17 protein-coding genes are annotated in these 13,444 nt (G+C 68.7%); 6 read left to right on the top strand and 11 right to left on the bottom strand.

All coding sequences use genetic code 11. The features are described from left to right. Positions 1-7: 7 nt before the first annotated feature. Entirely contained in the window at positions 8-781 is a 774-nt protein-coding gene (locus IB258_RS13190) for an SDR family oxidoreductase (RefSeq protein ID WP_054451684.1), read from the bottom strand. 152 nt (positions 782-933) lie between these two features. Here IB258_RS13190 and IB258_RS13185 point away from each other — a divergent pair, with 152 nt between their 5' ends. Further along, a complete protein-coding gene (locus IB258_RS13185; protein WP_054451683.1) occupies positions 934-1,455 on the top strand; it encodes an MgtC/SapB family protein in 522 nt (173 codons plus the stop codon). Positions 1,456-1,462: 7 nt separating this feature from the next. Here IB258_RS13185 and IB258_RS13180 read toward each other — a convergent pair whose 3' ends face one another. The 6 genes from IB258_RS13180 to IB258_RS13155 all read right to left on the bottom strand — a co-directional run bounded on the left by IB258_RS13180 (position 1,463) and on the right by IB258_RS13155 (position 6,809). After that, on the bottom strand, positions 1,463-2,209 hold the full coding sequence (locus IB258_RS13180) for an SDR family oxidoreductase (protein WP_054451682.1): 747 nt from the start codon (positions 2,207-2,209) through the stop codon (positions 1,463-1,465). A gap of 44 nt (positions 2,210-2,253) precedes the next feature. Continuing rightward, a complete protein-coding gene (locus IB258_RS13175) occupies positions 2,254-2,622 on the bottom strand; it encodes a cupin domain-containing protein (RefSeq protein ID WP_192352678.1) in 369 nt (122 codons plus the stop codon). Positions 2,623-2,717: 95 nt separating this feature from the next. Then, complete coding sequence (locus IB258_RS13170; RefSeq protein ID WP_119451084.1) at positions 2,718-3,512, bottom strand: AraC family transcriptional regulator; 795 nt, start codon at positions 3,510-3,512, stop codon at positions 2,718-2,720. Next, positions 3,509-4,501 carry a formylglycine-generating enzyme family protein gene (locus IB258_RS13165; RefSeq protein ID WP_156337327.1) on the bottom strand — a complete coding sequence of 331 codons (993 nt, stop codon included), beginning with the start codon at positions 4,499-4,501 and terminating at the stop codon, positions 3,509-3,511. Before IB258_RS13165 ends, IB258_RS13170 begins: the two co-directional genes overlap by 4 nt. Before the next feature lie 88 nt (positions 4,502-4,589). After that, positions 4,590-5,258 carry a DNA oxidative demethylase AlkB gene (gene alkB / locus IB258_RS13160; protein ID WP_192329200.1) on the bottom strand — a complete coding sequence of 223 codons (669 nt, stop codon included), beginning with the start codon at positions 5,256-5,258 and terminating at the stop codon, positions 4,590-4,592. Positions 5,259-5,264: 6 nt separating this feature from the next. Beyond that, complete coding sequence (locus IB258_RS13155) at positions 5,265-6,809, bottom strand: phospholipase D family protein (protein ID WP_119451081.1); 1,545 nt, start codon at positions 6,807-6,809, stop codon at positions 5,265-5,267. Between the two features lie 99 nt (positions 6,810-6,908). Here IB258_RS13155 and IB258_RS13150 point away from each other — a divergent pair, with 99 nt between their 5' ends. Beyond that, entirely contained in the window at positions 6,909-7,481 is a 573-nt protein-coding gene (locus tag IB258_RS13150; RefSeq protein WP_054451678.1) for a helix-turn-helix domain-containing protein, read from the top strand. Positions 7,482-7,488: 7 nt separating this feature from the next. Then, positions 7,489-8,025, top strand: coding sequence for a GNAT family N-acetyltransferase (locus tag IB258_RS13145; protein ID WP_192352677.1), 537 nt, complete (start codon positions 7,489-7,491; stop codon positions 8,023-8,025). A 35-nt stretch (positions 8,026-8,060) separates the two neighbouring features. On the opposite strand, the gene IB258_RS13140 is transcribed toward IB258_RS13145, so the two are convergent. Then, on the bottom strand, positions 8,061-8,393 hold the full coding sequence (locus IB258_RS13140; protein WP_054451676.1) for a hypothetical protein: 333 nt from the start codon (positions 8,391-8,393) through the stop codon (positions 8,061-8,063). A gap of 246 nt (positions 8,394-8,639) precedes the next feature. Here IB258_RS13140 and IB258_RS13135 point away from each other — a divergent pair, with 246 nt between their 5' ends. Then, positions 8,640-8,789, top strand: a complete 150-nt coding sequence (locus IB258_RS13135) for a hypothetical protein (RefSeq protein WP_165867857.1) — start codon at positions 8,640-8,642, stop codon at positions 8,787-8,789. Between the two features lie 182 nt (positions 8,790-8,971). After that, positions 8,972-9,787 (top strand): SDR family NAD(P)-dependent oxidoreductase, encoded by an 816-nt coding sequence (locus IB258_RS13130; RefSeq protein WP_119451080.1) that lies wholly within the window; start codon positions 8,972-8,974, stop codon positions 9,785-9,787. 21 nt (positions 9,788-9,808) lie between these two features. Here IB258_RS13130 and IB258_RS13125 read toward each other — a convergent pair whose 3' ends face one another. Together IB258_RS13125 and IB258_RS13120 are read right to left on the bottom strand one after the other, a co-directional pair. Continuing rightward, entirely contained in the window at positions 9,809-10,579 is a 771-nt protein-coding gene (locus IB258_RS13125) for a sulfite exporter TauE/SafE family protein (RefSeq protein WP_054451674.1), read from the bottom strand. Further along, positions 10,576-10,989 (bottom strand): sel1 repeat family protein, encoded by a 414-nt coding sequence (locus IB258_RS13120; RefSeq protein WP_192352676.1) that lies wholly within the window; start codon positions 10,987-10,989, stop codon positions 10,576-10,578. The genes IB258_RS13125 and IB258_RS13120 overlap by 4 nt, the downstream gene beginning before the upstream one ends. 123 nt (positions 10,990-11,112) lie before the next feature. On the opposite strand from IB258_RS13120, the gene IB258_RS13115 reads away from it, so the two are divergent. Continuing rightward, the gene (locus IB258_RS13115) at positions 11,113-12,012 is read left to right on the top strand and encodes a LysR family transcriptional regulator (RefSeq protein ID WP_054451672.1); all 900 of its coding nucleotides are present in this window, start codon (positions 11,113-11,115) and stop codon (positions 12,010-12,012) included. Here IB258_RS13115 and IB258_RS13110 read toward each other — a convergent pair. Next, a complete protein-coding gene (locus IB258_RS13110; RefSeq protein WP_192352675.1) occupies positions 12,009-13,412 on the bottom strand; it encodes an MATE family efflux transporter in 1,404 nt (467 codons plus the stop codon). The genes IB258_RS13115 and IB258_RS13110 overlap by 4 nt on opposite strands. Positions 13,413-13,444: the final 32 nt, after the last annotated feature.

Below are 13,444 nucleotides of genomic sequence, written 5' to 3'. Positions count from 1 at the left end.
ACGGGCTTCAACGCGCGTACTGCTCGCCGCCGTCCAGGTCTATCACCGTGCCGCTCAGGTAGCCCGCGCGCGGCGAGGCGCCGAAGACGATCATGTCGGCCACCTCACCGGGTTCCATCAGGCGTCCGAAAGGCAGGTCCGACAGCGTCTCCTGCCAGCGGTTTTCGTCGCCCCAGCGCGCCTGGGCGCGCTGCTTGGCCAGCGTCAGCACGCGGTCGGTGCGGGTGCGCGAAGGATTCACGCCGAAGACGCGCACGCCGTGGCGCGGCGCATCCCCGCCCAGGGCGCGAGTGAAGGCGATGAGCGAGGCATTGCCCGCCGCGCCGCAGATGTAGTCGGCGCGCGGCGCGGAGCCCGCCATGCCGATGATGTTGGCGATGACGCCCGCGCCGGCGTCGCGCATGCGCGGGTAGTAGTGGCGGGCCAGGTCGATGTAGCCGTGGACTTTCAGTTCCCAGCCCGCGCGCCAGCGCTCGTCCTGCACCTGGTCCAGCGCGCCGCCCGGCACCGCGCCGGCGTTGTTCACCAGGATGTCGATATCGCCCGCTTCCTGGCTCAGGCGTTGCGCCGCGCCGGATTGGGCCAGGTCCAGCGTGACGGCCCGCGCCTGCTTCCCGGTCGCATCGCGTATGGTCTCGGCCGCCGTGCGCAGCGCCGCATCGTCGCGCGCCACCAGTATCGGTTCGGCGCCTTCGCGGGCGAAGGCCAGCGCGCAGGCCAGGCCTATGCCCTTGGATGCGCCCGTGATGAGCACGCGTTTACCGTCTAGCTGCAAATCCATGTAACCCTCCGGTCGTTTCCGTCCGCGATGCCGCGCGACGCCAGGTCGGTTGTAAACCAGTTGTGCCCACATGTGCCAGTGCGTGCGCAGTATGGCAGCCGTCGCGCGGCGCCTGCTATGCTGGTCCGACCATTTCCCATGAGGGGACGGCGATGACGGAAATCTGGCTGGAAATCTGGTCCACCGTGCGCAGCGAATTCGCCGACATCCCCGATGTGGGCGAGGCGACCCGCATCGTGCTGCGCCTGGGCATGGCCATGCTGCTGGGCGGCCTGTTGGGTTATGAGCGGGAGCGCAGCGGCAAGGACGCCGGCTTGCGCACCCATATGCTGGTGGCGCTGGGGGCGGCGATCTTCGTGCTGGTGCCGCTGCAAGGCGGCATGGAAGTCGGCGACCTGAGCCGCGTGCTGCAGGGCGTGATCGCCGGCATCGGCTTCCTGGGGGCGGGCGCCATCATCAAGCTGAGCGACGAGCGCGAGATCCGCGGGCTGACCACGTCGGCAGGCATCTGGATGACGGCGGCGATCGGGGTGGCGGCGGGCATGGGACGCGAAGCCACCGCCGTGGTCAGCACCGTGATGGCGCTGTTCGTGCTGGCAGTGCTGCGGCGCGTCGAGGCGCGCATCGCCGCCAGGCACGAGCACAAAGTCATTGCTTCCGACGCCAAGCCGTAGCGGCGTTTCAATTGCCGCCGGACACCTCGATGAACGAACCGCTGGTGTAGCCGGCCTCATCCGAGAACAGCCACATCACGGCGCCCGCGACTTCTTCGACCGTGCCGCCGCGACGCAGCGGAATCGCGCCCTTCAGGCGGTCGACGCGGCCGGGTTCGCCGCCGCTGGCGTGCATGTCGGTGTAGATGGTGCCGGGACGTACGCCGTTGACGCGGATGCCTTCAGGCGCGACTTCCTTGGACAGGCCGATGGTCATCGTGTCCATGGCGCCCTTGGAGGCGGCGTAGTCCACATACTCGTTGGGCGAGCCCAGCCGGGCGGCCACGGACGAGACGTTGACGATGGCACCGCCCTGGCCGCCATGGCGCGTCGACATGCGGCGCACTGCCTCGCGGGCGCACAGGAAGGCGCCAACCACATTGGTGGACAGCACGCGCAGCAGGCGGTCGGCGCTCATCTGGTCCACGCGCATCTGCTGCTCCAGGATGCCGGCGTTGTTGACCAGCGCGTCGATGCGGCCCAGCTGCTGGTCCAGTTCGCCGTACATGCGCAGCACCTGGTCCTCTTGCGAGACGTCGGCCTGCAGCGCGACGGCGCGGCCGCCGCCCCGCACGATTTCCTCGACCACCGCGCGCGCGGCGTCGGCGTTGGAATGGTAGTTGACGCCTACCGCGTAGCCGCGGCGGGCAGCCAGCCTGGCGACGGCGGCGCCGATGCCGCGGCCGCCGCCGGTGACGAGCATGATCTTTGACATGGCTTGCTCCTGATGGGATTACACCTTAGCAGATGGCGGCGGGCTCAGATCCAGACGTCGTTGGGAGCGCTGCGCTCGCCGCCCTGGTCGCCGGTGTTGCGCACGCCGCGCGGCTCGATCAGCAGCATTTTGACTTCCTCGGGCGCACAGGGCTTGTGCTCCACGCGCTTGGGGACCACGGCCATTTCGCCAGGGCCCAGGTCGATGTGGCCGTCGCGCAGCTGGATGCGCAGACGGCCCTCGATGACGATGAAGGTCTCGTCGGTGTCGGCATGGCTGTGCCACACGAATTCGCCCTGTATTTTCACCAGCTTGAACTGGTAGTCGTTCATCTCGGCGACGACTTTGGGCATCCAGTGTTCGGAGATCAGCGCCAGTTTGTCGGCGAAGTTGATGGTGCGGATTTCGGGCATGGGGAGGACTGTCGCATAGGGTTGAGCAAACCCCAGCATAGAAGGCTGCGCCGACGCCGTCTTGTACGATCGAGCAGCTTTGCGCGAATCCGCGTTCAGCGGCGCAGCATGCGCCGCCAGCGGTCGGGCGCCATGCCGTAGGTCTGGACGTGGCGGCGCGTCAGGTGGCTCTGGTCGGTGAAGCCCGACGCGGCGGCCGCTTGCGCCAGCGGCATGCCCGCGGCGATCAGGCGCCGGGCCTGGTCCAGGCGGCGCAGCATTACGTAGCGGTAGGGGCTGGTGCCGAACAGCGCGCGGAAGTCGCGCGACAGGCTCCAGCGGTCCGTGCCTGCGGCCGCTGACAGCTGTTCCAGGGTGATGGACCGTTCGAGCGAGGCGTGGATGTATTGGCGGGCGCGCTCGGCCGCGGCGTAGTCGGCGCTGCGGCGGCCGGGCTTGCCGCCAGCCGCGGCGCACAGGGCATGGCTCAGCTCGTACAGCGCGTCGTCTTCCTGCAGCGGATCGATCGGATCATGCGTGTCCTGCAGCAGGCTGGCGCTGGCGGCGTACAGGCGTGGATCGGCCGAGATGCCGCCCGGGATGAATGGCAGCGGCCGTCCGCCCAGGATCTGCTGGATGAGCGCCGGCTCGACGTAGATCATGCGGTAGTGGAAACCGGCCTCGGTGCCGGCCTGGCCGTCGTGGACTTCGTCGGGATGCAGCACGATGGTGCCGCCGGGCAGGCTGTGCCGCAGTCCGCGGCGGTAGTGAAAGCTCTGCACGCCTGACAGCGTGCGGCCGATGGCGTAGGTGTCGTGGCGGTGCATGCCGTAGCCTGGACCGCCGAAATAGGCTTCGATGCGCTCCAGCTGGCCCGAGGGCGCGGCTCGCAATATCCAGTCTTGTTTCAATCCGCCTCCCGCAGCAGCCTCAATCCCACCAGAGGATAGCGCGTTTCCTGCGTGTTCCAGTTGCGGTAGGAGGCGCGCGTGTACAACGCCCAGGTATGCCAGGAGCCGCCGCGCCGTACGCGCACGTTGCCGCTGGCGGGGCCTTGCGGGTCGTCCACGGGTGAATGCGCGTAGTAGTCCTCGCCATACCAGTCCGAGACCCATTCCCAGGCGTTGCCGTGCATGTCGTACAGGCCGAAGGCATTGGGCGCATAGCTGGCGACCGGGGCGGTGAAGGCGTTGCCGTCGGCGCGGGCGGAGGCATGCGCCTGCCATTTGGGCCAGAGCGGCGCGGCGTCGGCGTCGAAGCCGTTGCCGACGTCGGGCATGGCGGCGGGATCGTCGCCGTTCTGGTAGCGGGTGCGCGCGCCGGCGCGGCAGGCGTATTCCCATTCGGCTTCGGTGGGCAAGCGGTAGACCTTGCCTTCGGTCTGGGTCAGCCAGCGGGCCAGCGCCGTGGCGTCGTTCCAGCTGATGTTGACCACGGGATGGTCATCGCCTTGCGCGAAGCCTGGATTGCGCCAGGAATAGCGGCGGTCGCGGCCTTCGAAGGCGTCGCCGCGCTCGGATTTGTCGGGGTCGTACTGCGGGTTGTAGCCATAGCCGCCGGTGCCGTCGGCCTCCGACTCCGGCACGTAGCCGGACGCCTCGATGAAGCGGCGGAACTGGCCCACGGTGACTTCCGTGCGTTCCAGGTAGAACGGACGGGTGATGCGCACCGTATGCACCGGCGCTTCATCGAACAGCTGGGCGTAGCGGTCCGGCGGGTAAAGCGGATAGTCGCGCGCCAGCGCCTCGGGCGTCTCGTCGCTGCCCATCTGGAAGCTGCCGGCCGGCACGCGGACAAAGGTCATGCCCAGCGAATTTTCGATCAGGGCGGGCGGTTCATCCGACCAGGAAGGCGCCGATACGAGGGTGCAGAGCAAAGCCAGGGCGGTGCGTGTGCGCATGGGAATCCGGTAGGCGGAGCATGAGGGGTGCGCAATAGTAGAGCCGCCGCTTGCGCCCGGCCAGACGCGGGGAACCCTCATGCCGCGCTCAGCCGGCGCGGCGGATGGTGAAGTTGATGCGCTGGCTGCCCAGCCGCGGATGCGGCAGGTCCTTGATGGGCATGATGCCGTGGTAGCGCAGCCGGTCGACCCCGCCCCACACGGCCACGTCGCCATGGAACAGCGGCGTGCGGCTGGCCTTGTCCGCGCGCTGGTCGCCGCCGAAGAGAAACATGGCGGGCATGCCCAGCGATACGGAGACGATGGGCGCGCCGTAGTCGCGTTCGTTCCTGTCCTGGTGCAGCGACAGCCGCGAGCCCGGCTCGTAGCGGTTGACCAGGCAGGCGTCTGGCTCGAAGCCAGGAAAACCGGCTTCGGCCGCGGCGGCCTGCGCCAGCTGCATGAAGGCCTGGGGCATGGCGGGCCAGGGCTGGCCGGAGAGCGGATCGATGCGCGCATAGCGGTAGCCGCGCGCATCGCTGGTCCAGCCCAGCTGTCCGCAATTGGTCAGCGCCACCGACATGGTGTAGCCGCCGGGGGTTTCCATGTGCCGGAAGGGCGCCTGCGCGGTCACGGCATCGACCCCCGCGAGGAGCGCGTCCACCAACGGCAGGGCAAAACCGCGCAGCACCACGGATTGCGGGCCGAGCGCGACGCGTCCGCCTTGCGCGGCGCCGTCGTCGCCGTCCTCCCCAAACAGGTCCAGGTTGGTAGCCATGCCGGCCTACAGCAGCGGTTCCAGCGGCAGCAGCGACACGAACCAGACCGACAGGCGTTGCCACACGGTCGTGCCGGGCTCCGTGTCGTGGCGGATGGTGTCGCCATTGCGCTGTTCCAGCCAATAGAGCTGGCCCTTGTCGTCCAGGCAGACGCGGTAGGCGGCTTTGGGGATGTCCTTGTCGAAGGCGTCGGCGATGTGGCGCGCCAGCGTGGGGCTGTCTATGACGAAGCCCAGCTCGGTGTTGAGCTTGGCCGAGCGCGGGTCGAAGTTGAAGGAGCCGACGAAGATGCGCCTGCCGTCGACGGCGAAGGTCTTGGCGTGCAGGCTCGAGCCCGAGCTGCCGAAGGGGCCCATGCTCTTGTTGCGCTCGACTTCGGCGCCCATGCGCTTCATTTCGTAAAGTTCCACGCCGCTGGCCAGCAGATCCTTGCGGCGCTTGGCGTAGCCGGAATGCACCACGGCGACGTCCGTGGCTTCGAGCGCATTGGTGAGGACCTTGACCTTGACGCCGCTGCGCGCCATCTGTCCGAAGGACTCGGTGCCGACGGCGGTAGGCACGAAATAGGGCGACACCAGTTCGAGATCGGTGGTGGGGGTGCCGATGATTTCATGCAGCTGATGCGGCAGCATCGCCTCGGGCGGCGCGGTGCCCAGCGTCTTGCGCGGATCGTCGCTGACCATGCGCGTGTCGGCCCATTCCAGCGTCAGCTCGCCGCGCAGCAGCTGCTGGATGAAGGGCAGCTTGCGCATGGCGTCGGCATAGGCGGCGGCTTCGGGAGAGCGCTCGACCCGGGCGGCGGCCTGTTCCAGTTCGTCCAGTTCGCCGGGGTCGGTTTTCTTAAGCAGCCGGTCGACCGGGTAGGCCGAGTCGCTGGCCCAGTAGCGGTCGAAATCCGTCGACACGTCATTGACCGCGGCGCCGATGGCCAGCACGTCCAGGTCGGTGAAGAGCACGCCGCTGGCCGCGCCGAAGTACTCGTCGCCGACGTTGCGCCCGCCGATGATGGTGGCCTGGTTGTCGGCGGTGAAGGACTTGTTGTGCATGCGGCGGTTCAGGCGGCTGAAGTCCGTCACGTAGCCCAGGGGCTTGGGCCAGCGCAGCACGAAGGGGTTGTACAGCCGCACTTCGATGTTGGGATGCGCGTCCAGGGCGGACAGCTCCTCGTCCAACCCCGAGGTGCCGTTGTCGTCCAGCAGCAGCCGCACCCGCACGCCGCGGTCGGCGGCTTCGTGCAGGGCCTCCAGCAGCATGGTGCCCGTCATGTCCTTGTGCCAGATGTAGTACTGCACATCCAGGCTGCGTTCGGCGGCGCGCGCCAGCAGCATGCGGGCGGCGAAGGCGTCATAGGCGTCGGGCAACGGGTGGATGCCGGACTTGCCCGGGTGCTGGGCAGCAAGCGGCGCGATGGCCCGGCCCAGCGGGGTGTCCTGCGATGCCTCCGGCGTCAGCGCATGGGATTCGCTGCGGTTATCCAGCGGCGGCAAGCCGCAGCCGCTCAGCAGGCTCAGGCAAAGGGCAGTCATCATCAAGGGTTTGGCCAGGTACATGACCCGTATTGTGCCGAAATCGCGGCGCGGGCCGGTTCCGGCAGCCACCTTCCCCTGGGAAGCTTGACGATTTTCCGTATTTGAGAGAAATTCTCTCATATGGAAAACAACATCACCGCCGAGGCCGATCTGGACGGCCGCATCGCCGCCCGGCTCAAGGCGTTGCGCCAGGAGCGCAACTGGTCGCTGGACGAGCTGGCCGCCCGCGCCGGTCTCAGCCGCGCCACCCTGTCCCGCCTGGAAAACGCCGAAGTCAGCCCGACCGCCAGCGCGCTGGGCAAGTTGTGCGCGGCCTATGGCCTGACCATGTCGCGCCTGATGCTGATGGTCGAGGATGACTTCGTGCCGCTGGTGCCGCAGCAGGCGCAGGCCGTGTGGGTGGACGGCAGCGCGGGATTCCGCCGCCGCTCGGTGTCCCCGCCCGCGCAGCAATTGGCGGGCGAGGTGCTGGCGTGCGAGCTGGAGCCTGGTACGCGCATCGCCTACGAGCGGTCGCCCCGGCCAGGGCTTGAACACCACCTGCTGATGCTGGACGGCGAGCTGGCCATCACCGTCGATGGGCAGGCGCACCGCCTTTCCCAGGGCGACTGCCTGCGCTACCAGCTATTCGGCGCGAGCGAATTTTCAACCCCGCCGCATTGCGGCGCCCGTTATCTGCTCTTCATCGTCTGAGCCTGCCATGTCCCATCCGAATCCTGAATTGATCCTGCTGTCAGCGGATGCCGCCGACGCTCTCGTGCCCGAGCTGGGCGAACTGCTGCGCGCCTGCGTGCAGGGCGGCGCCAGCGTCAGCTTCGTGCTGCCGTATTCGTCGGACGACGCGCAGGCGTTCTGGCGGGCCAAGGTGCTGCCGGCGGTCGCCGGCGGCAAGTCGGCGCTGTGGGTGGCGCGGCAGGACGGACGCGTCGCGGGATCGGTGCAGCTGGATTGGGACACGCCGCCCAATCAGCCGCACCGCGCCGAGGTGCGCAAGCTGCTGGTGCATCCGGACTTCCGCCGCCGCGGCCTGGCCCGCGCCTTGCTGGCCGAAGCGGAAGCCATGGCGCGGCGCCAGGGACGCAGCCTGATCACGCTGGACACGCGCACGGGCGATGGCGCCGAGCCGCTGTACGCGTCGCAGGGCTATCAGACCGTGGGAGTGATACCGGGATTCAGCCGCGATCCGCATGATGCCGCCAAGCTGGACGGCACCACCATCATGTACAAGCAGCTGTAGCGGACGCTGCCGCCGCGGGCGGCAGCGGCAGGGCTTTAGCCCAGGGGCTTGATGCCCACGCTGTAAGGCGGGGCATTGCCGCGCGCCGGAGCCTTGATCTTCAGCATCGAGCCGCCGGGGGTGAATTCGAATTCCTGGTACGGAACCTCGAACCACTGGTGAAAGCTGGTGCGCGAGAATTCCGGCACCCAGACCTTGGCGCGCTTGGGATCGCAGTGGAACTCGACCAGCGTGCGGTCTATGCCCAGCGGGCGGGTATTGCCGATGCGGTAGCTGACTTTGAGTTCGGCGCGCTCGGTCGAGCCGGGGCGCCAGGCCAGGCCGACGGATTCCATGAATTTTTCGATCGCCTCGATACCGCGATGCATGACTGACTCCGAATGCGGGCGGGCACGTGGCCCGGAAAAACTGTGCCGTTCCCCGCGGCGCCGCGGGAAACACCCGAATTATCCGTCATTCCAGCTGCGGGCGCTTCCAGGCTTGCATGCCGTCAATCGGCGCCATTGAACAAAGCAAATGGACGGCGCGCGGCCAGGCCCGCACCATGGCATCCATGTCCTCTATAAGACCTGCGCGGCCCGCGCCGGTCCGGACGCGAAATCCTAGGAGTCATCATGGCAAATTTCATACTGGCATTGGTCAACGCGGAACTCTCTCTCTTCGGCGTCGAGACGCCTGGCGCGGCGCAGGAACCGTCAGCAGCGCCGCAGGCGGCAAGCGCGCCCGCATTCGACAGCGAACACTACCGCAGCGCGCTGGGCTGAGCGCCAGCGGAACACACCGTTGCAGGAATAGGCAGGATTCACGCAAGAACGAGCCTGTACGCGCAGGCTCGCGATTCTTACCATCTCTTCCAGGGTCGAGACGGCGTGTCCATTGCGGATGCGCTGGCTCTGCCACGCTGCCGGGCGCATTGCCGGCAGCGCACGCAAGGGAAGGGAATCGCATGAATACCGAAAAAATCTGGTTGGTGACGGACGCATCCGCGGGGCTGGGCCTGGTCCTGGTGAAGATGCTGCTGGACTTGGGCCACAAGGTCGCGGCGACCTCGCAGGACGGCGATGCGCTGCTGGACGCGGTGGGCGCCAAGCTGGAGGGGCAGTTCCTGCCCCTGACGGTGGACCTGGCCGACGAGCGCAAGGTGCAGCGCGCGGTGGATGCCACGGTGGCCGCCTTCGGCGGCCTGGACGTGGTGGTGAACAACGCGGGCCATGGCCTGCGCGGCGCGCTGGATAGCCTGCCGGACGAGGACCTGAGAGGCACCTTCGACATCAATGTGTTTGCCACGCTGAACGTGATCCGCGCGGTCCTGCCGCGCATGCGCGCGCAGCGCAGCGGGCACGTCTTCAACATCTCGTCGATCCTGGGCTTCGATGGCGGCAGGGCCGATTGGGGCGCTTATAGCGCCGCCAAGTTCGCCGTCAGCGGCCTGACCGAAGCCCTGGCCGCCGAGGCCGCGCCATTCGGCATCCGGGTGTCGCTGGTCTACCCGGGCGCGTTGCGCACGGCGGACGGCGAGCAAGCGCCCGAACTCGCGGCGCGCAATGCGCAGGCGCGCGACGCGGACGGCGATCCGGCCAAGATGGCGCGCACGCTGATCAATGCGGCGCAGGCGCAATATGCGCCCCTGCACCTGTTCCTGGGGCGCGACGCCTTCGACCAGGCGCGCGCCAAGATCCAGTCGGTGCAGCAGGAACTGGCGCGCTGGCGCGAGATGTCCGTGTCCATCGGCTTCGTGGACGAAAGGCGGATGGCCGCCTGACGCTCCGGCTGAGAGCCGGGCTCAGGCCGTCCAGCCCTGCACCGCCTGGTAGGCGCCCAACAGCGCCAGGCTCACCATGAAGCAGCGCTTGAAGGCCTGCGCCGACATCCTGCCGCGCAGCCATGTGCCCAGCGCCATGCCGGCCAGCGCCGGCAGCAACATCAGCAGGGACGCGCCGGCGGCTTCGGGCGTGTAGCCGCCGGTGACGCCCAGGCCGATCGCCAACGCCACGGTGGACACCGTGAACGAGATGCCCATGGCCTGTATCAAGCCGTCCTTGCCCAGGTTCAGGGCTTGCAGATAAGGCACCGCCGGGATGACGAATACGCCGGTCGCCGCGGTGATGACCCCGGTAATGGCGCCGACCGATACGCCCACCAGCCCTTGATGGCGCTGCGGCGCCCTGGGCGGCGAGCCGAACAGGCCCCAGGCGGCATAGGCCACCAGGGCCAGCCCCAGGCACACGCTGGCCCAGTGTCCCGAAGGCGGACCCAGCCATAACGCGCCGCCTATCGTGCCCGCGCAGACGCCGGCCTGCATCGCGCCGATGCGGCGCAGCACCTGGGGCAGCGTGACCCAAGGCCGGGCCTGCCAGAGGTTGGTGATGAGGGACGGCACGATCAGCAATGCCGCGGCCTGGGCGGGAGCCATGACCAGCGCCAGCATGGCCATGGAGATGGTGGGCAGTCCCAGCCCCACGACGCCCTTGACCACGCCGGCCAGGATGAACACCGATACGGTGACGGCAAGCAGCACGGGCGTGCCGCCGGGAAACAGGTCCAGGAGGTTCATGCGGGCTCGCAGCGGACGGTGAGGCCGTCGCGCGGACGGCCGAACAGGGCGTAGGCGACGTCGTCCGCGCCCTTGCCGTCCTGGCGGGCGGCGCGCAGCAGCCACCGCCGTCCCTCGCACAGGTCGGCGCGCAGGGACTCACCGTAGAGCGTCGGGCCGCCCAGCAGGGCGATGCCCAGCATGCGCTGCGCGGGCGCGTGGCCGTCGCTGGCGGCCGCGCGCAGCCACTGCGTCATGGCGGCATAGTCGCCCTGGGTCTGGGCTTCCAGCGCCAGCGCGTATTTCTGCGCTGGCGTGGTGTGAGGGTCCAGGCTGGCGGCTACGGCCAAACCTGAGCCTTGCAGGCTCAGGACCAGCAGGGCAAGAGCGGGCCAATGGACCCGGGGGCGCCGCGATATGATGGTTTTCATGGGATTTCCCTGGATTGGAAGGGCGGGAGTTCATTGTCATCCGCAGCGCCTTGGATCTTGTATCGGGATCTTGCGTAGTTGTCCTATGGCACAGCCTGAGGCTTGCCGTGCTACGCTTTTTGCATGCGATTCGACCTCACCGATCTGCGGCTGTTCCTCAACGTACAGGAAACCGGCTCCATCACCGCGGGGGCCAAGCGCTCCCACATGACGTTGGCATCGGCCAGCGAACGCATCCGCGGCATGGAGGACACGCTGGGCGTGCCGCTGCTGCTGCGCGAGCCGCGCGGGGTCGAGCCCACGCCGGCGGGCCGCACGCTGGCGCACCATGCGCGCGTGGTGCTGGCGCAGATGGATCGCATGCGCGGCGAGCTGGACCATTACGGCCTGGGGCTGAAAGGGTTGGTGCGCGTGCTGTGCAACACCACGGCCCTGAGCGAATACCTGCCGCCGGTGCTGGGCGCATTTCTCAAGGACCATCCCCGCGTCTCGGTGGACCTGGAAGAACGCTTGAGCCACGAGATCGCCGACGCGTTGCGGGCAGGCGCCTGCGACATCGGCGTGCTGGCCGATTCGGCCGATCTGCACGGCCTGCATACGCAGACCTTCCGGCATGATCCCCTGACGTTGATCGTGCCGCCGGACCACGCGCTGGCCGGCCGCCAGTCGGTGCTGCTGGCCGACGTGGCCGATCAGGAATTCGTCGGGCTGGTCGAGGGCAGCGCCTTGCAGGAACACATCGCCCATCACGCGCGGCGTGGCGGCAAGGCCTTGTCGTACCGCGTGCGGCTGCGCAGTTTCGATGCCGTGTGCCGCATGGTGGGGCAGGGTGTGGGCATTGCCATCGTGCCGCGCGTGGCGGCGGCGCGTTATGGCCGGGCCGCGGGCGTGCGGCGCGTGGCGTTGGCCGACGATTGGGCCGCGCGCGACCTGGTGCTATGCGTGCGCGACACGCTGCCGGCCTACGCGGCAGCGCTGGTGGAATACGCGCTGCGCGACGCGCCTGCGCGCCCGGACCGCTAGGAGCGCGCGAACAGCCGGCGCCAGCCCTGGACCGGGCGGTCGAACCAGGAGCCCGACGCGACGGCGCCCAGGATGACCAGGCCATAGACGCACATCGCCAGCGCCGCGATGGCGAAGAACAGGCTCAGCGATCCCGTCAGGCGCAAGACAATGGCGCCGGCGCCGATGCCGAGCAGCAGACGCAGGAATCCCGCGATCAGCGGCCATTTCAGGCGGCCGGCGCCCTGCGAAGCGAAGTACATCGAGAAACCCAGGGCGAAGAAGCCGTAGACCGGACCGACGGTGCGCAGATAGCTGGCGCCGGCTTCCAGCATGTGGTCCTGCGCGCCGAACAGGCGCAGCCAGGCCTCGGGGAAGAACGCCGCCGCCAGTCCGATGGCCTCCGCCAGCACAAAGGCCATCGCGCCGCCGGTCAGGGCGATGCGCAGCGCGCGTTCGGGCTGGCCCGCGCCGATGTTGGACCCCACCATTGCCACCATGGGCGCGCCCAAGCCGAAGGCGATGGGCATCAGCAGGTACTCCAGGCGCACGGCGATGCCATAGCCGGCGACCGCTGCGGTGCCGGCATAGGCGCCGACCAGGGCCGCCGTCAGCGCCACCAGGGCATTGGTCAGGAGGGGATTGATGGTGGCCAGGGCGCCCACGCTGAGGATATTGCGCATCAGGCCCGGATAGAGGCGGCTGGGCACCAGCCGCGCCGCGTTGCGTCCGCTGGCGCAGTACAGGCCCAGGATCAGCGCGCCCAGGGCGTAGTAGATCACCAGCGCCCAGCCGCCGCCGGCCACGCCCAGCGCGGGAAAAGGCCCCCAGCCGAAGATCAGGCACGGAGACAGCGGGATCAGCAGCAGGGCGCCGCCGCAGATCACGGCGCCAGGCACCAGCATGTTGCCCGTGCCGCGGATGGCGCTGGCGAACGCGTTCATCAGCCACATCAGGACGATGCCGCCGAAGATGACGTCGGAATAGGCCAGGGCGGCCTCTAGCGCCTCTCCCTCGGCGCCCAGCGCGCGGTAAAGCCACGGGCCGCCAAGCAGCAGCAGTGCGCAAAACGCCAGGCCCAGCAGGCCGTTGAGCACCACGGCGTGCAGCACCAACTGGTCCGCCTCGCGCTGCCGGCCGCCGCCCAGCGATCTTGCGACCGCGGCCGAGATGCCGCCGCCCATCGCGCCTTGCGACATGTTCTGCATCAGCATCAGCACCGGCACCACCAATGCCACGCCCGCCAGCACCGGCGTGCCCAAGCGCGCCAGGAACCAGGTCTCGATCAATCCGGTGGAGGACTGCGCCAGCATCATCAGGATGTTCGGCCACGCCAGGCGCGCCAGCGTGGGGGCGATGGGCGCATGCAGCATGGCCTGCAGGCGCGCATTGGCGGGACGGGGCGGCGGTGGCGCGGACATGGGAAGGAACCCTTGGGTGGCGTTCGAATATT

Origin of the sequence: Achromobacter sp. ACM02 (assembly GCF_014851605.1) — a bacterium.
In the GTDB taxonomy this organism is placed as follows: domain Bacteria; phylum Pseudomonadota; class Gammaproteobacteria; order Burkholderiales; family Burkholderiaceae_B; genus Achromobacter; species Achromobacter aegrifaciens.
Note: the sequence above shows the minus strand (reverse complement) of the source record. Positions and strands in the feature narration are given on the sequence as shown.